The organism is Paenibacillus pabuli (assembly GCF_039831995.1).
Classification (GTDB): domain Bacteria; phylum Bacillota; class Bacilli; order Paenibacillales; family Paenibacillaceae; genus Paenibacillus; species Paenibacillus pabuli_C.
Map to the genome: position 1 here is coordinate 1,357,945 of NZ_JBDOIO010000004.1, position 17,567 is coordinate 1,375,511.

At 47.6% G+C, this 17,567-nt stretch carries 18 protein-coding genes and 1 riboswitch; of the genes, 17 read left to right on the forward strand and 1 reads right to left on the reverse strand.

Going from position 1 to position 17,567, the window contains the following annotated elements; all coding sequences use genetic code 11:
- Nucleotide 1 precedes the first annotated feature (1 nt).
- Nucleotides 2-757: an RNA polymerase sporulation sigma factor SigF gene (gene sigF, locus ABGV42_RS25750; protein WP_095290500.1), complete on the forward strand. Its 756-nt coding sequence runs from the start codon at nucleotides 2-4 to the stop codon at nucleotides 755-757.
- Nucleotides 758-827: 70 nt separating this feature from the next.
- Here sigF and ABGV42_RS25755 read toward each other — a convergent pair whose 3' ends face one another.
- The gene (locus tag ABGV42_RS25755) at nucleotides 828-1,778 is read right to left on the reverse strand and encodes an EamA family transporter (protein ID WP_347384271.1); all 951 of its coding nucleotides are present in this window, start codon (nucleotides 1,776-1,778) and stop codon (nucleotides 828-830) included.
- Between the two features lie 150 nt (nucleotides 1,779-1,928).
- Here ABGV42_RS25755 and ABGV42_RS25760 point away from each other — a divergent pair, with 150 nt between their 5' ends.
- The 16 genes from ABGV42_RS25760 (at nucleotide 1,929) to ABGV42_RS25835 (ending at nucleotide 17,565) form a co-directional block, all read left to right on the forward strand.
- Entirely contained in the window at nucleotides 1,929-2,780 is an 852-nt protein-coding gene (locus ABGV42_RS25760; protein WP_347384493.1) for an AraC family transcriptional regulator, read from the forward strand.
- Nucleotides 2,781-3,240: 460 nt separating this feature from the next.
- Nucleotides 3,241-3,897, forward strand: a complete 657-nt coding sequence (locus ABGV42_RS25765; RefSeq protein WP_347384272.1) for a stage V sporulation protein AA — start codon at nucleotides 3,241-3,243, stop codon at nucleotides 3,895-3,897.
- Complete coding sequence (locus tag ABGV42_RS25770; protein ID WP_347384273.1) at nucleotides 3,878-4,306, forward strand: stage V sporulation protein AB; 429 nt, start codon at nucleotides 3,878-3,880, stop codon at nucleotides 4,304-4,306. The genes ABGV42_RS25765 and ABGV42_RS25770 overlap by 20 nt, the downstream gene beginning before the upstream one ends.
- Before the next feature lie 26 nt (nucleotides 4,307-4,332).
- Nucleotides 4,333-6,000 carry a spore germination protein gene (locus ABGV42_RS25775; protein ID WP_431523678.1) on the forward strand — a complete coding sequence of 556 codons (1,668 nt, stop codon included), beginning with the start codon at nucleotides 4,333-4,335 and terminating at the stop codon, nucleotides 5,998-6,000.
- A 104-nt stretch (nucleotides 6,001-6,104) separates the two neighbouring features.
- Nucleotides 6,105-7,436 carry a diaminopimelate decarboxylase gene (gene lysA / locus ABGV42_RS25780; RefSeq protein WP_347384274.1) on the forward strand — a complete coding sequence of 444 codons (1,332 nt, stop codon included), beginning with the start codon at nucleotides 6,105-6,107 and terminating at the stop codon, nucleotides 7,434-7,436.
- Nucleotides 7,437-7,652: 216 nt separating this feature from the next.
- Nucleotides 7,653-8,084, forward strand: a complete 432-nt coding sequence (locus tag ABGV42_RS25785) for a peptidylprolyl isomerase (RefSeq protein WP_175395555.1) — start codon at nucleotides 7,653-7,655, stop codon at nucleotides 8,082-8,084.
- A gap of 155 nt (nucleotides 8,085-8,239) precedes the next feature.
- Nucleotides 8,240-8,402, forward strand: a riboswitch (FMN riboswitch).
- A 361-nt stretch (nucleotides 8,403-8,763) separates the two neighbouring features.
- On the forward strand, nucleotides 8,764-9,867 hold the full coding sequence (gene ribD, locus ABGV42_RS25790) for a bifunctional diaminohydroxyphosphoribosylaminopyrimidine deaminase/5-amino-6-(5-phosphoribosylamino)uracil reductase RibD (protein WP_347384275.1): 1,104 nt from the start codon (nucleotides 8,764-8,766) through the stop codon (nucleotides 9,865-9,867).
- A gap of 46 nt (nucleotides 9,868-9,913) precedes the next feature.
- On the forward strand, nucleotides 9,914-10,582 hold the full coding sequence (gene ribE, locus ABGV42_RS25795; protein WP_347384276.1) for a riboflavin synthase: 669 nt from the start codon (nucleotides 9,914-9,916) through the stop codon (nucleotides 10,580-10,582).
- Between the two features lie 39 nt (nucleotides 10,583-10,621).
- Nucleotides 10,622-11,860 (forward strand): bifunctional 3,4-dihydroxy-2-butanone-4-phosphate synthase/GTP cyclohydrolase II, encoded by a 1,239-nt coding sequence (locus tag ABGV42_RS25800; protein WP_347384277.1) that lies wholly within the window; start codon nucleotides 10,622-10,624, stop codon nucleotides 11,858-11,860.
- A gap of 87 nt (nucleotides 11,861-11,947) precedes the next feature.
- The gene (ribH, locus tag ABGV42_RS25805; protein ID WP_095290516.1) at nucleotides 11,948-12,415 is read left to right on the forward strand and encodes a 6,7-dimethyl-8-ribityllumazine synthase; all 468 of its coding nucleotides are present in this window, start codon (nucleotides 11,948-11,950) and stop codon (nucleotides 12,413-12,415) included.
- Nucleotides 12,416-12,517: 102 nt separating this feature from the next.
- Nucleotides 12,518-13,318, forward strand: coding sequence for a segregation and condensation protein A (locus ABGV42_RS25810; RefSeq protein ID WP_347384278.1), 801 nt, complete (start codon nucleotides 12,518-12,520; stop codon nucleotides 13,316-13,318).
- A complete protein-coding gene (scpB, locus tag ABGV42_RS25815; RefSeq protein ID WP_347384279.1) occupies nucleotides 13,287-13,952 on the forward strand; it encodes an SMC-Scp complex subunit ScpB in 666 nt (221 codons plus the stop codon). The genes ABGV42_RS25810 and scpB overlap by 32 nt, the downstream gene beginning before the upstream one ends.
- A gap of 192 nt (nucleotides 13,953-14,144) precedes the next feature.
- Entirely contained in the window at nucleotides 14,145-14,864 is a 720-nt protein-coding gene (locus ABGV42_RS25820; protein WP_347384280.1) for a DUF2953 domain-containing protein, read from the forward strand.
- A gap of 192 nt (nucleotides 14,865-15,056) precedes the next feature.
- Nucleotides 15,057-15,542 carry a GerW family sporulation protein gene (ytfJ, locus tag ABGV42_RS25825; protein WP_347384281.1) on the forward strand — a complete coding sequence of 162 codons (486 nt, stop codon included), beginning with the start codon at nucleotides 15,057-15,059 and terminating at the stop codon, nucleotides 15,540-15,542.
- A gap of 133 nt (nucleotides 15,543-15,675) precedes the next feature.
- A complete protein-coding gene (locus tag ABGV42_RS25830; RefSeq protein WP_347384282.1) occupies nucleotides 15,676-16,866 on the forward strand; it encodes a D-alanyl-D-alanine carboxypeptidase family protein in 1,191 nt (396 codons plus the stop codon).
- Between the two features lie 93 nt (nucleotides 16,867-16,959).
- Nucleotides 16,960-17,565 (forward strand): nucleoside recognition domain-containing protein, encoded by a 606-nt coding sequence (locus tag ABGV42_RS25835; protein WP_431523696.1) that lies wholly within the window; start codon nucleotides 16,960-16,962, stop codon nucleotides 17,563-17,565.
- The last annotated feature ends 2 nt before the right edge of the window (nucleotides 17,566-17,567 follow it).

The window sequence follows — 17,567 nt, forward strand, 5'->3', positions numbered from 1 at the left end:
AATGGATGCTGAAGTGAAACAGTCTTCACAGACCTATTTGGACGATGCCGAGGTCAAACGGCTGATTGCGCTCAGTCAGTCGGGTGACCATGTCGCGCGGGATACGCTAGTGAACTGCAACATCAGACTTGTCTGGTCTGTCGTTCAGCGCTTTATGAACAGGGGATATGAACCGGAGGATCTGTTCCAGATTGGTTGTATCGGCCTGCTCAAATCGGTGGACAAATTCGACCTGAGTTACGATGTGAAGTTCTCTACTTATGCGGTACCGATGATCATCGGTGAGATTCAACGTTTCCTGCGGGATGACGGAACCCTCAAGGTTAGTCGTTCTTTGAAGGAGATGGCGAATAAAGTCCGCAAAAAAAGGGACGAGCTGTCCAAACACCTTGACCGTCTGCCAACGATCAAGGAAGTGGCTGAACAGCTGGGGGTGACCCCAGAGGAGGTTGTCTTTGCCCAGGAAGCGAACAAACCGCCGACGTCTATCCATGAGACCGTGTTTGAGAACGACGGGGATCCGATTACATTGATGGATCAGATCGCCGACGAGTCCCAGGAACGCTGGTTTGACAAGCTGGCTTTGAATGAAGCGATCGGCGGCCTTAGTGAGCGGGAACGACTGATCGTATATCTTCGGTATTACCGGGATCAGACGCAGTCGGAGGTCGCTACAAGGCTGGGAATTTCTCAAGTTCAAGTTTCCCGGCTGGAGAAAAAAATACTTCAATCCATTCGCGATCAAATCGCGCAGTAGATTCTGGATTACAGAATCCAACATGGGTGTAGAATCGCCAATATACGACAACTAACAACCTTTTATCGCGCTAACTAAGCGATGGAGGTTGTTTGTCGTTCATCCGTCTACAGGATCCTGAACGATTGAATTGCATGATAAGAATCATCCCGATAATACATGCAGTGCCCATCCATTGATAGAAACCAAAGGGTTCATGGAGCCATACGACGGTTGTTCCAACGGCAGCCAGAGGCTCAGCGCTTCCGAGCAGGCTGGTCTCATTTGGTGTAAGACTTTTTAAACTCGCAATGTAGAACCAAAAAGCAATCATTGTGCCAAAGATGATCGTAAATATCAAATACCCGTACGTTTCCGTCGAGATACTGGCAAAGTCCGCTTTCCATGGCGGATGGATCAAACTAAGTCCCAAACCACCAATGATCATGGCCCAGCCAACGACAACAAGTGAATCGAATTTTTTAACCAGCTGTACTGCATAAAGCGTATAAAATGCAGCGGATACCCCGGATAATAACCCCCATATCACCGCATGCCAGGAGACGGATAACTGTGTAACCGAACCATTCGTCAGCAGTAGAAAACAGCCCACGAGAGCGAGGATGCCGCATGCAAGGTCCTTGCGTGTTAGTAAAGACTGCTTCCGCAGCGCGATGTAGATCATGATCATGATGGGGGAAAGGTACTGAAGGAGAGTGGCAACCGCGGAGTTGCCGTGTTTAATGGATGCCATATACGTATACTGTACGGCTAGCATACCTACTAATCCAAATATGATCAGTTGTACTGCTGTCTTCTTACTTCTCCATACATCGATAATCTGAGACCTACCCTGTGTACAGGATTGAATAACCAGAAGTAGAAAGCCTGCGCTCAGCAATCGAACGGTTACATACCAATTGACTTCAATTCCATTCAATTGAAACAGTTTTTGGGATACGGTTCCTCCGATCCCCCAGCAGATGGCTCCTGTTAGAACGAGCAGGATACCTGATAGCTTGGAACTTGCAGAAGTTGTCACTCTTGATCGCCTCACCTTAAATATAAGAATAGTGCTATATTAAGGAGAAATACGATATATTAATATCAATATCACACACAAAAATATAAATATATTGAGATGAGGCCTTTGCAAAAGACTGGATTTACCATTGATCAGAATCTGAAGGAAATGACGGAGCACCGGACCGATACCTTATCTGTGGCCTGTTATGAAACAACCATTAAGCAGAATGTACATGGACACATCCCCCTACACTGGCATGATGAATTGCAGTTTGTTGCGGTTCTCCAGGGTACAGCGTTGTTCCATATCAACGACCAGAAAATTAGTGTACCCAAAGGCGATGGGATTTTTATTAACAGTGGAGTCATGCATATGGCGCAAGATAACGGAGGGAATGATAACTGCATATATCTCTGTCTGAATCTGACTCCGCAGCTTGTAGCGCCATCAGATCTGTACCTAAAGTACGTGCACCCTTATATGACGGCTACCAATTTGCCTTTTCTCTATATAGATGGAGTCCTTACCTGGGGGGCGCAGATTTTGGATGCCATCAGGCTAATTAGAAAGGAGCTTGTGAGTCAAGCTCCCTATTATGAATTGAATGTTGCTTCAACGCTGCTAAGCTTGTGGACGCTTCTCATTAAGAACGGATATGTGTTGGAGCATGATGTATCCGAGATGAACAAAAGCAGAAGAATGAAGGATATGCTGCAGTGGATTCATCTGAACTACGCCGATCCTGTCAGGTTAGAGGATATTGCGAGGACGGGGCAGTTAAGTCGATCGGAGACATGTCGCTATTTTAAGCAAATACTGCGAACCACACCCATGCAATATGTCATGGATTACCGCATCCAAAAAAGCATCGAACTTCTGCGGCTCTCCGACCGCAGCATTACCGAGATCGCGTATGAGGTCGGTTTCAACAGCACGAGCTATTACATTAACCAGTTTCGGAAAAACGTGAAGAAGACGCCTTTACGATTCAGAAGAGAGGTCGCGGAGAAGAAATAAGAGGAACGAATCGATTAACAGTATTTGTGCCAGGTTATCAAGTTAAGTCGCCACATGGCGGCTTTTTTTGTTCTGAATAGGCTACCTGTTAAGTGTTGATCAACATAACCGGTTTCCCTCTCGACTACCCCCTCCCCATATTTTTTCGGTCTTTTGGAAAGCGGGGACACGTGCAGCGGAGGGATGGAATCGGTTAAAGGAGCGAAGCGTTCGCGTTTGTTTCCGAACTTCTACAACAGAGATTCAATAAGGGAAATTTGGAGACAACAGCGATCGAAGGTAGGTCTCCCGCCGAAGAGCCCGCGTGTAATTTTCTCAATAACATTCGAAGAACAGCGGCCAGTGACCGATCCATCCCGGAGCGTCCGCAGGTTCCCCGAACCTTTTTCCAACACGAATGTAATAAATTTGCACATTCTTCAAATACTAACCTAAATTACGCAGTAAAGGAGTGTTTCGGATGTCTCTGACACCCACTCCAACGGTCTACATTCGTCTGCGCAGCCGTATCCGCATCCAGAGGGGCAGAGGCGTCAAACTTGGCGATATCGCTCACGTGTTAACCTCTCCGGAAGACGGGGAACGAAGGCTGCTTGAGCTTGAACTGCTGCGCCCCGGACCGGAGGACGGCAATCTGATCCTGATTGACATCTTGCAGATCATCCCTCAAATACGGCGCATGTTCCCGGAGGTTACTGTCGAACTGATTGGTTCGGGGCATACGCTGGTGGAGGTCATTGCGGGAAGTGGAAAACCTTCCAAATCCCTGTTCATCCTGGTCTGGCTGCTGTTGTTTTTTGGATCGGCACTGACCATCATGAATTTCCATGCAGATGTGAACATGCAGGAAGTTCAGATTCGAATCGTTGAGATGATTACGGGACGCAGGGACGAGCATCCTTATTTGTTTCAGGTGGCATACTCCATCGGAATCGGGTTTGGTATGGCCGTATTCTTTAATCATTTATTCAAGAAAAAGTGGAATGAAGAACCTACTCCACTTGAAGTGGAAATGTTTTTATATCAGCAAAATGTAGACAAGTTTGTCGTCATTGAAGAAACCGAACGAATGCATGAGCAGGAACGCGGGGAGATGAATGCCGATGAGCGTTCTTAACGGAGCAATCAGCATCGTACTTGGGATTGCAGGAGGCGTTGCCGTAGGAAGTGGCGTGATTGCCCTCATACTCGTGCTCGATATGATCCCCAGATTGGCACAGCTAACCCGATCTTATGACAAGACGCATTGGTATGAAGGAGCATTAATTGGAGGGTCGCTCGTCGGAACCATCGCTGATTTCTGGCATTGGAAGGTACATGGAATACTAATCCTGAGCCCGATCATCGGATTGTTTTGCGGTGTGTTTATTGGCCTGCTTGCCGCGGCACTGACCGAGGTGCTGAATGTGCTGCCTGTACTTGCCAAACGTCTGGGCATGAAATCGTATTTGTTTGGACTGCTGCTGGCCATGATTTTGGGCAAAATGACAGGTTCCTTGTTTGACTTTTTTGTTTACCAACGTTAGGTCAAGGAGCCGAAGGAGGAAGGAAAATGGATGTAAGGTCTGACAATGCCGGACATGGTCCAGGTGAGGAAGTACCCGAAGAGCTAATGAACAAAACGCCTTATGACATTCAAAAGGAAGAGGAGCGCAGGGCGTACGAAAAAAAGAAACAGGATGAAATGTCCGATAGTGTTGAAGAATCGGTGCAATACTGGCAGGACAGTGATGATATTTCCTCCCGCATGAGTGAGAACAAGTATACATTGAAGCAGGTTTTGGGCCTTGGGGAGTCCTTTGACGTCAATATGAGGGAGATGGTCATGGGAGGCAAAAATGTTGGATTGCTGATGCTGACGGGATTTGCAAAAGACGGCATTTTGCTGGAAGTGTTAAAAAGGCTGACCTACCTTACCCCGGATCAAGTATCAGGACATGCGCTCAAGGCTTATTTTGATTGTTACATCCCACATATCCAGGTAGAGAGAGTCGATAAAATGAGTGCAGTCATCAACAAGGTTCTCACGGGCATGAGCGCTTTGTTTGTTGAAGGGGACCGCTCCGTATTAGTGATGGATACACGGAGTTATCCGGTACGTTCACCCGAAGAGCCCTCTCTCGAACGAGTTGTTCGGGGGTCACGGGATGGCTTTACCGAAACGCTTCTGACCAATGTGACATTGGTACGACGCCGGATTCGCGACCCTGGATTGAAGTTCGAGATCATGCAGGTGGGCCGGAGAACTCAAACGGATGTTTGCGTGGTGTACATCGATGATATTGTGGATAAAGTACAGGTGGATTCGGTTCGGGAAAAAATCAAGCGAGTGGATATCGACGGCATACCTGCGGCGGATAAACAGCTGGAGGAAGCGATCATCAACAAGGGATGGAATCCCTTTCCTCTGGTACGCTACTCGGAGCGGCCCGATGTTACGGCATCTCATCTGCTTGAAGGCAGGGTCGTCATATTTGTCGATACTTCGCCTAGTGTGATGATTTTGCCTACAACCTTCTTTGACCTGTGTGAGCATGCAGAAGAGAACAGACAGACTGCGTTTATGGGGACTTACCTGCGTTGGGTCCGCTTTGCCGGCATTTTAATCTCGTTGTTTTTGCTGCCGCTATGGATGCTGATGGTTATTGACCCTGCGCTTAAACCGATGGGGCTGGATTTTATAGGTCCCCAGGAGAATGTGAAGCTCCCGATTATTTTGCAGTTCCTTCTGATTGAGCTTGGGGTCGATTTGTTACGTATGGCTGCAGTTCATACGCCTACACCCCTGGCATCAGCGATGGGCTTGATTGCAGCAATATTGGTTGGGGATATCGCTGTGAAAACAGGATATTTTGTCAATGAAGTCGTGCTGTACATGGCTATAGCCGCCATCGGTATGTTTGCCACACCAAGCTATGAGCTTGGGCTTGCCAATCGGCTGGTGAGGCTGTTTCTGCTAATCGCCGTTGCCATTTTCAAGGTGCCAGGGTTTGTGGTCGGTACAACATTGCTGATTATAGCGCTGACCATACACCGGTCCTATAATTCCTCTTACTTGTGGCCGTTTATACCGTTTAATGCAAAGGCTCTGGGGAACTTCCTGTTCCGCATGCCTCTGCTTGAAAGTAAAAAACGTCCATCATTCAACAAAACAAGAGACAACACAAAAATGTCCGATGATCCAGACGGTGAAAAGCGAAAAAGTAAAAAACACAAATGATCTGCCTAAAAATCCATTCTTCTCGCTGACTAATTTGATATACTGGTGTAAAATCATTGGAATAGAAACTGTTCCAGTATATAAAAAAGTGAGGAATGCTGATTATGTATTTACATGGTACAAGTAAAATAAATGCTCAAGGCCATCTGGAGATTGGCGGAGTAGATACAACAGACCTGAAAGAACAATTTGGAACACCACTGTATGTTGTGGACGAGCAATTGGTTCGCGATCGCTGCAGAGAATACATGGATGCATTCCGCGCTTCCGGACTGGGTTTCCAGGTTGCTTATGCAAGTAAAGCGTTTTGCGTTATGGCGATGTGTGCACTTGCTGCAGAAGAAGGACTTTCCCTGGATGTTGTTTCGGACGGTGAATTGTTTACAGCACTGCAAGCAGGATTCCCGGCTGAACGCATCCATTTCCACGGCAACAACAAAACACTGGAAGAGATCGAAATGGCTCTCGATGCCGAGATCGGTTGCTTCGTTGTAGATAACTTCAATGAATTGCATTTGCTGCAGGCTGTAGCCGCAGAGAAAAATCGTCAAGTAAACATCCTTCTGCGTGTAACGCCAGGTGTTGAAGCGCATACGCATGAATATATTTCCACAGGTCAAACGGATTCGAAATTCGGATTCGATATCGGTAATGGAACAGCTTTTGAAGCAATCGAGCTGGCTTCCAAACAGTCCAACCTGGTATTGCTGGGTGTCCACTCCCACATCGGTTCTCAAATCTTTGAGGTGGAAGGCTTCCAGATGGCGATTCAGCGTGTAGCTGAATTTGCTGCAAGTGTCTATGAGCGTATTAACGTAGCGTTCAAAGTGGTTAACCTGGGCGGCGGATTCGGTATCCGCTATACAGAAGGGGATACTCCGCTTGAAGTAGCGCAGTACGTGAAAGCCATTACAGATGCAGTCAAAAATCATTTTGCCCAAATCGGATACGACGTTCCGGAAATCTGGGTAGAACCAGGCCGCAGTATCGTTGGTGAAGCAGGTACGACACTGTACACTGTAGGTACAAGCAAAGACATCCCTGGTGTGCGCAAATATGTCGCAGTGGATGGCGGCATGACGGACAACCCGCGTCCAGCACTGTATGATTCCAAATATGAAGCTGTACTCGCCAACCGTGCAAATGAGTCTGCCCAAGAGACCGTATCGGTTGCCGGCAAATGCTGCGAGAGCGGCGACATGTTGATCTGGGATCTGGACCTACCTAAAGTTCAGAGCGGTGATCTGCTTGCTGTTGCCTGCACGGGTGCGTACAACTACTCCATGGCAAGCAACTATAACCGAATTCGCCGTCCGGCAGTCGTGTTTGTCAAAGACGGCCAAGGTGATGTTGTTGTACGTCGTGAAACGTATCAGGACATCATTCAGAATGACCTCGTGCCTGAGCGTATCGCTAAACAGCCTGTAACCCGTTAATGGGAAGGCATACCAAAAGAATGGAGAAGACAAAAAGGAACCTTCCTTTTTGTCTTCTTTTTGCATCTGGGCCCTACATTTTTCGAAAAAACTTGCTGATTATTTTGCGGTTGGACTCATTTCGGTGTACACTAAGAAAAGTGCTATAGAGCTTGGCCCAGGGTCATGCAGGATGGCACCATTAACGATGGTCAATACGAAAGGAGTCATTTACATATGGCGAAACAAGCGAAAATCAAAATGGCAAACGGCGGAGAAGTTCTGATCGACCTGTTCGATCAAGAAGCTCCAAACACAGTGGCAAACTTTGAGAAACTGGCTAACTCCGGTTTCTACAACGGTCTTGTATTCCACCGCGTAATTCCAGGCTTCGTAGCACAAGGCGGATGCCCTAACGGATCTGGTGCAGGTGGCCCAGGCTACACAATCAACTGTGAAATCAACCCGAACAAACATGAGCGTGGAACACTCGCAATGGCACACGCAGGCCGTAACACAGGCGGAAGCCAGTTCTACATCTGCTACCAGCCACAGCCGCATCTGGATGGACAACATACCGTATTTGGTAAAGTAACCAAAGGTATGGAGTTCGTAGATGCTTTCGAAGGTCGCGACAAAATGGAAACAGTTGAAGTCGTTGAAGTTTAATTGTTATCCTAATCAATAAAAAAGGCCGTTTCGTTTATAAAACGAAGCGGTTTTTTTGTATGGTTTTGCTTATTAAAAGTTAGTATGTGACAAAAAGGAACAAAAAACAATTGATTTTTTGACGTTAAAGTGCTAACATCCAATTAATAACGAAAGCGATCCTTCAGGGCAGGGTGCAATTCCCTACCGGCGGTGATGCATCTGTGAGGGTATCTATCCAGCACTTTTGCAAAGTCCGTGACCTGTCTGCCTGTGGCAGATGGCTGATCTGGTGCAATTCCAGAACCGACAGTATAGTCTGGATGGGAGAAGGAGAGGATGCAGTCCCAATCGGACTGCATTCCGCAGATGCGTTGCTGCACAGTATTAGGCGAGGTTTATTTCTGTGCAGGGAATGTCGGTTATCCGGCAGTTTCCATACATATGCCACATCATAGAAGCTCTTTACCTGTCATTGTGTTCATTAGGTATGTGTTTGCTTTCACTTGCCTGAAATGGAATTATGGGGGAGTGCTGTTGGCAAACGTATCAATGACATTCTGCTGGTGACACATGTCTCTCATCATCCCCGCCCGAACGATTGTTCGGGTGGGGATTTTTTATTTTGGATATGGTATAACCGCCTCTCTGCTCGAAGGGAGGCCTATAACTTAAGATTCTAACCGTGGGGTGACCGGACTTGGAAATGATCAATGATGAATTTTATATGGGGCTTGCGTTAGATATGGCAGAACGTGCACAGGGACAAACGGGGATTAACCCTGTCGTCGGATGTGTTGTAGTAAAAGAAGGCCGGGTCGTAGGTCTGGGAAGTCACCTCAAGCGGGGGACAGGCCATGCCGAGGTGCACGCATTGAATATGGCAGGCAGCGATGCCGAAGGCAGCACAGTCTATGTTACGCTGGAGCCTTGCAGCCACTACGGCAAAACGCCGCCATGCAGCGAACGGTTGATTCACGAGAAAGTGAAGCGCGTTGTGGTGTGTTGTGAGGATCCGAATCCGCAGGTATCCGGCAGAGGAATCACCATGCTGCGTCAACAAGGGATTGAAGTGGAAGTTGGCATATTGCGCGATCGCGGAAGACGTATGAATGAAAAATTCATTAAGTACATTACCACCGGTTTGCCGTTTGTCACCTTAAAAACGGCGTCCACGCTGGATGGCAAAATTGCGACTCGCAGCGGAGACAGCAAATGGATCTCCAACGAGCCTGCGCGCGAAATCGTACATGCACTCCGCCATCGTCATCAGGGCATTATGGTCGGCGTAGATACGGTTATCGCAGACAATCCGGAGCTGACGACCCGTCTTCAAGTGGAAGGGATCAGCCCTGTGCGAATTGTTGTAGATTCGAAGCTGCGTCTCCCTGTAGGATCCAAAATGGTCAAGGACGGGCTTGCACCAACATGGGTGCTTACGACCGATGAGGCGAGCCCTGAGGCCGCCGAGCGTCTGGAAGCCTACGGTGTGGAAATTATACGCTGTGGACCTGGACCTCGTGTGGATTTGCTGAGTGCACTTAGCAAGCTGGGGGAACGAGAAATGGGCTCCATCCTGCTTGAAGGCGGAGGCACGTTGAATGGAGCTATGCTAGAAGCCAAATTGGTCGATCGGCTGTTGATGTTTATTGCCCCGAAAATTGTGGGCGGGTATGACACACCGGGAAGTTTCCGATTTGAAGGTGTTGAGCGTATGAGTCAGGCCATTCAATTGAATCAGCTGGAAATCGAGCAAGTTGGGGATAATATCAGTATCGGCGGAATCCCTGTCTGGCCTGAATAACGGAGCGAAGGTGCAAGGCAAGATATAAACCTAAGGAGGCGGCGGCATGTTTACCGGTTTGGTGGAAGAAGTCGGTCAAATTCGGCGTATCGGTCGAAAAGGCGAAGCATTGGTCCTGAACATCGGAGCTTCCGCCATCATGGATGATTTGAAGATTGGTGACAGCGTATCTGTAAACGGAGTATGTCTTACGGCAACGACGCTGGAAAGCGGAGGATTTACCGCAGACGTCATGCCTGAAACCTACCGTCATACCAATCTGAGTCAGCTGCAATCAGGCAGCCAAGTGAACCTGGAACGGGCCATGCAGTCGGGTGGACGTTTTGGCGGACATATTGTGCAAGGACATGTGGATGGCACGGGAGTTATTGGCAGTATCACACGTGATCAGAATGCGGTTGTTTTTGAAATTAAACCGGACGACCACGAACTGTTCAAATATTTGATTCCAAAAGGGTCGGTAACGCTGGATGGCATAAGTCTGACTGTGGTCAAGACGACACAAGCCTCGTTTACCGTATCGATTATTCCTCATACCATCGGAGAAACGGTGCTTCAAGTGAAAAAGCCGGGAGATACCATAAATATCGAATGTGATATTTTGGGGAAATATGTGGATCATCTGCTCCAGTATGGCAAGGGGCATCCCGAAACGGGTGCCGGCAAACCGAAAAGCATCAGTGAAGAGTTTTTGGCCAATCACGGCTTTGCATAACAAAGACAACGATTCTAAAGAGAGACTGGAGGGGAACTTATGTCAGATCAATCTATACTAGATCCCATAGAGGAAGCAATTTACGATTTAATGCGCGGCAAACCTGTCATCGTTGTGGATGATGAGGATCGGGAGAATGAAGGGGACTTTATCGCGCTGGCGGAGAAAGCTACACCTGAAGTGATCAACTTCATGATTACCGAGGGCAGAGGCCTGGTCTGTGTTCCGATTACGCAGCAGCGTGCGGATGAGCTTAATCTGAAACCAATGGTACAGCAAAATACGGACTTCCATGGAACGGCATTTACGGTTTCCGTGGATCACAAGGATACAACTACAGGCATATCTGCACATGAACGCTCCATTACGGTGAAGGGACTAATTGATCCGGAAGCCAAAAGCAGTGATTTCCGCAAGCCGGGACACATGTTCCCGTTAATTGCCAAAGACGGAGGAGTGCTCCGCCGTGCCGGGCATACAGAAGCCGCTGTGGATCTGGCCATCATGTGCGGTTCCTATCCTGCTGGCGTAATCTGTGAGGTCATCAAGGAAGATGGCACAATGGCCAGACTTCCTGATCTGCAGGAGATTGCCCGCAAGCATGATCTGAAACTGATTAGCATTCAGGACATGATTCGTTACCGTAATGAGAAAGAGCAGCTGGTTCAACGTGAAGTAGCTGTCCGCATGCCGACGGATTTTGGTGAATTCCAAGCGGTGGCATATACGAATGCAGTGGACAACAAAGAGCATGTGGCATTGGTCAAAGGTGAAATCGACTCTTCCAAACCTGTATTGGTACGTGTTCACTCCGAATGTCTTACAGGCGACGTCTTCCACTCCCATCGCTGTGACTGTGGGCCGCAATTCGATGCAGCACTCAAGCAGATCCATGAGGAAGGCAATGGCGTTCTGCTCTACATGAGACAGGAAGGCCGGGGGATCGGGCTGATTAATAAACTCAAAGCGTATAAGCTGCAGGAAGAAGGCCTGGACACAGTGGATGCCAACCTCAAACTGGGGTTCGCCGCCGACTTGCGTGATTATGGCATAGGTGCACAGATCCTGAAGGATCTCGGGGTTCGCCAAATTCGTCTGTTAACGAACAATCCCCGCAAAATCAAAGGCCTCGAAGGTTATGGTCTTGAAGTGGTGGAGCGTGTTCCCATCCAGATGGAAGAGAACGAGGATAATACACTTTACCTGCATACCAAGCAGGAGAAGCTCGGGCATATGTTGAAGTTCGATGATATCGAACAGAACGAAGAGAAAAACTAATCTTTCTGCTTATGTAATTTATGGAAAAATGAATGCTCTATAATCGGTTAATTACATTACTATTATACATTAGAGGAGATGACTTAAATGCCGAACTTTTTTGAAGGACATTTGGTTTCGGAAGGTTTAAAATATGGAGTGGTTGTAGGACGTTTTAATGAATTTATCACGAGCAAATTGCTCAGTGGAGCACTCGATGCTTTCAAACGTCACGGTGTGCAGGACAGTGAAGTGGACGTAGCCTGGGTTCCAGGAGCATTCGAAATCCCTCTGATTGCGCAGAAAATGGCGGAGAGCGGCAAATATGATGCTGTCATTACACTGGGAACCGTTATTCGTGGCTCAACAACTCATTATGATTATGTGTGCAACGAAATGGCAAAAGGGGTAGCAGCCATCAACCTCAAAACGGGCGTGCCTACGATCTTTGGTCTGGTTACAACGGAGAATATTGAACAGGCGATTGAACGTGCTGGGACGAAGGCTGGCAACAAAGGTTGGGATGCTGCCACGGCTGCAATTGAAATGGCGAACTTGACGAAACAGCTAAAATAGTGCTTATTTAATGTAGTGCCCTGCTTTGCGCAGACGAATTCGGGAGACCGAATCCGGCGGCTTAGCGGGGTTTTGTATTTTTCTGGCGGGAGGATTCGTCTAGTGACGGTAGTTACATATAAACTGGAAACTTTTGAAGGGCCTTTGGATCTGCTGCTTCATCTGATCGATAAGGCAGAAATTCATATCCAGGATATTCCCATCAGCGATATTACCGATCAATATATGGCGTATCTGCATTCGATGCAGGAACTGGAGCTGGATATTACGAGTGAGTTTTTGGTAATGGCAGCAACACTTCTGTCCATCAAGAGCAAACTTTTACTGCCCAAACCACCGGTGATTGAAGACTTTGAGGATTATGATTATATGGAAGAGGAAGATTATGATCCACGTGCGGAGCTGATTGCACGTCTGATAGAATATCGCAAATACAAAGGAATAGCTCGTCATCTGCATGAGCGCGAATGGGAACGCAGCCTTATTTTCTCCAAAGAGCCCGAGGACCTGAGGCCTTATATGCCTGTGGAGACCCAATCAAATCCGGTAGAGGGTTTGCATACTTCGGATCTGATTGCAGCTTTTCAGAAGGCACTGCGTAAGGCAGAGAAGCGTACGACGGTTACACGAATTCAGCGCGATGAGATCTCGGTGAAGGATCGAATACGCGATGTGATTGGGGCGCTGGAGAGTATGGGGCCGGGAGGAAGGTTGTTATTTTCCAAATTGCTGGATGATCAGATTTATCGGCATGAGATTGTTGTCACATTTCTGGCCGTACTGGAACTGATGAAGATGAAACAGATCGTTTGTTACCAGGAGCGGATGTTTGAGGATATCGTTATGGAGTGGAGAGGGGAAGCAAGGAATCATGGATTTTCCGAAATTGAAGTCGATTATTGAGGGGCTGCTCTTTTTGTCCGGAGAGGAAGGTCTAAGCATCAAACAAATTGCCGAGATCGTGGATCAGCGGGTGGAACTGGTGTCTGATGCAGTGGAGGAGATGATCGCTGACTTCATGAACCAGGGGCGAGGCGTTCAAATCCTCAAAATTGCGGGAGTGGTCCAGTTGGGGACGTTGCCGGAGCATGCTGCTTATTTTGAAAAGCTGGCATACTCTCCTGCGAGAACCTCGTTATCTCAGGCTGCGCTTGAAACACTGGCCATCGTGGCCTATCGTCAGCCGATTACACGGGTGGAGATCGAGGAGATTCGCGGTGTGAAATCCGAACGGGCCATCCATACACTGGTCAACAAGGATCTGATCGAAGAAGTAGGACGAGCCGAGGCAATTGGACGACCTATACTGTATGGAACAACCAAGTCGTTTCTCGACTATTTTGGCCTTGCTTCACTTAAAGATCTTCCGGAACCAGGCTTGTTTGAAGATTCTGAGAATCTGGAAGAAGAGACACAAATGCTGTTCAACAAACTGGATGGACAACAGGCGGACTTGGGAAGCACGGATCAGAATGATTTTGATCACGAAAATATGGACAACAACCATGCGGTTCATGATGAGGATTTGGACTCGTAAAAATCGAATCGTTATAAGAAACAGTGATAAACCGGTGCCTGATAAGGTGGCGGTTTTTTTTCATGCCATGATCCCTCAACAAAGCAGGGAATTCGAATTCTAGAATGGAATTTTCAGGTCAGCCGTGAATTTTTTCCTATATAGAGTGCCATACTAGACGTGTAAAGAATTGAGGGCTTGGAGGTAAGGCCTGTGTGGATTTGGCTTGGAGGAATCGGCTTGTTCGCCGCACTGCTGCTTGCCGCTGTTCTCATCTCGAATGTTCATGTGCATTTTACGTTCCGTAAACATAAAAGCGATGATTTCGCGCGGATTAACGTTCGTCTCCTCTACGGAATTGTACGAATTAACTATGAAATACCAAGTATCGTCTTTCGTAACATGAAAGAAGGTTTCCTGGTGAAAACCGAACAGCATGTCAATCATACGCACGGAGAAGCAGAGGGGCACGAGCGTGTAAACAAACGTAAAGTCAAAAAGTGGGCAAAAGACGTAAAGGTCATGATGAGGGCTACGGATGCACTCAAAATATGGGCTAAGGAAACGCTAAGCCGTGTACATATGACCCAGCTGTCCTGGTCCACCCGAATAGGCATCGGGGATGCCGCATACACGGCTATTCTCACAGGCTGGGTATGGAGCATCAAGTCGATTATTATCGGGTTCTTATCGTATCAGATCCGATTTAAGCGTACGCCCATGCTTGAAGTGGTTCCTGTTTGGGAAGATGAGATGGAGTTTCAAACGGAGCTGGATTGCAAAATGAAAATTCGTATTACGGCGGTTATGCTGGCTGGAGTGAGGCTGATGACACGGGTTCTTGAAGTGGATGGCGGATGGCGGATGTGGCTGAGAATATTACGGGAACAACGGCGCAGACACAAGCAAAAACTGAAAGGGCAACAAGGCTAAGGCTAATCGAGGATAAACGCAGTTATATACTGTATTTCGGTTGCTTTTGTTCTGAAATAGTAAAGTGTCTTCCAAGATGGTTGGGTGGTGTTTCCTTGATTGTACTGCACGGAGACTTACATAGTCTGCTCAGGTTTGGGGATGATATGGTTAGATCAAACCTAGTTCAAATTGAAACTGGAGGGAATTCAAATGTCAGATCATCCAATTCAAGGCTTAATGGAAACCGCAATGGAGAATATCAAGGCCATGGTGGATGTTAATACCATTGTTGGCGATGCGGTAGAAACACCAGACGGCACAGTTATTCTGCCTATCAGTAAAGTTGGTTTCGGATTTGCCGCTGGAGGCAGCGATTTTCATGTGAATGATGGAAAGAGCAAAGAAGGCAGCTCCGTTCCTGGTGCAAAGACGGAGAGTGCTCATTCGGCCAGTGTTGCTTCACCATTCGGTGGAGGCAGTGGGGGTGGCGTATCGATCCGCCCGATTGCCTTCCTTGTTGTTGGAAAACAAGGCGTGCACATCGTACCACTGGATAACTCTACTCATCTGTTTGAAAAACTCATTGATTCTACTCCTTATGTTCTCGACAGAATTCAGGGAATGTTCCAGCGTAATACATCGCAACAAGATAACTCTGGCGTACAAAATACACCGGATCATACCACTTACAGCTAAGCAGTTACATCTGGATCCCTTATCACAGAACCTTTGTGATAGGGATTTTTGCTGTTTTAAATGGATGGGACATACTTTAGGTTGTCCGAACATAAGCTAGTACAAGATTCCAGTGACCCGGAGGAATGAATTGATGCGAATGTTAAAGAAAGTAATGATTGGTTTGCTTGTACCCTTGCTTCTGCTGCCTTTTTCACAGGCTGTAGAAGCCCAAGGAACGATCCCTGGCCCATCAACCCATGCACAGAGTGCAGCGCTCATTGATGTGACTTCGGGACGAATCCTATACAGCAAGGACGGGGATAAGGAACTGCGCATAGCCAGTTTGACCAAAATCATGACTGCAATCGTCGCCATTGAGCAAGGAAAACTTGATGACAAAGTGAAAGTATCTCCAACCGCTTTTGCCAAGGAAGGGTCATCCCTGTATCTCAAATTGGGAGAAGAGATGACATTGGAAAACATGTTATACGGTTTGATGCTGAGATCAGGCAATGATGCCGCTTCTGCTATTGCCGAGCATGTGGGAGGTTCGGAAGAAGGTTTTGTATTGTTAATGAACAAAAAGGCAGAGGAAATCGGACTTGTCCATTCGCATTTTATGAATCCACACGGTCTTGATGCAGACGGACACTATTCCACAGCCAACGACTTGGCCCGTTTAACGGCTTATGCGCTGCACAATCCTGTATTTAAACGAATCGTTGCTACCGAGGACAAGTCGGCGCCTAATCCGAATGAGAGTTGGGAGTACTCATGGCACAATAAAAACAAAATGCTGCGTTTGTATGAAGGCGCAGATGGGGTGAAAACCGGGTATACCAAAAAGGCGTTCAGATGCCTGGTTAGCTCCGCAACCCGAAATGGACAGCAGCTTGCAGCCGTAACGCTGAATGATGGCAATGACTGGAATGATCATGCACGCATGCTCGATTTTGGTTTTGAGAATTTTCCTTTGGTGGAGGTAGCCAAAAAAGAGCAGCCCGTGGCTAACACGGACGTTGTTACTGGACGTGGATTTGCTTATCCACTTGCGGAGAGTGAGAAGTCTTCTGTAACCAAAAAGCTGGTGTTAATGACCAATCAAACAGAGGCCAGAAGCGATGAGACAGACGAGCAAATGGATCCGTCCTTCGGCCTCGCTGGGCGCATTGATATGGAGCTTAAAGGGGAATTTATTGGTTCAATCCCGGTGTATCGCAAAGGCAGCTACATTCCCCCTGAGCCGAAGACGGAAGATGAGGCATGGGGTGGCGTAGTAGGTGAAGTTTCCACATGGGCAACTGCATGGCGGGCGGTGCTCAGTCATTTGTTATCTCCATAATCATCAGGGAGCATAGTGCATTGTTAACGTGGTACATGATGCAAACTGTGCTTCCGGAGGAGGGTTAACGTCTTGATTAACGTAATCTGGCTTATGATGATTGTTGTCGGGTTTGGGTTTGCAGCGGCGAAAGGGAATATTGAAGTCGTTACCCAGGCGGCTTTTGATGGGGCAGCAACGGGTGTAACCGTATGTTTTGGATTAATTAGTGTGCTTGTGTTCTGGATGGGGATGATGAAAATGGCAGAGGATGCGGGGTTACTTGGCAAAATAGCCAAGCTGCTGGGTCCGGTCGTTGCCTTTTTGTTTCCCGATGTCCCCCGGAATCATCCGGCGATGGGCTATATTCTATCCAATATGAGTGCTAACCTGCTTGGTCTCGGAAATGCGGCAACTCCTATGGGAATTAAGGCCATGCAGCAGCTTCAGGAGCTTAATCCTGATAAACAAACGGCCTCTCCTGCCATGTGTACATTGCTTGCACTGAATACGGCAAGTATAACCATTATTCCGACAACCCTCATTGCCATTCGTTTGAACTACCATTCAGCCAATGCAACAGAGATTGTCGGCACCACACTGATGGCAACCATTATCGCCACACTCGCTGCAATAATGGCAGATCGCTGGTATAGGAACAGGACCTTAAACAGACCGCCACGTGTAGTGAAGAGTGGTAATTCCAGCATGAAAGGATGAGT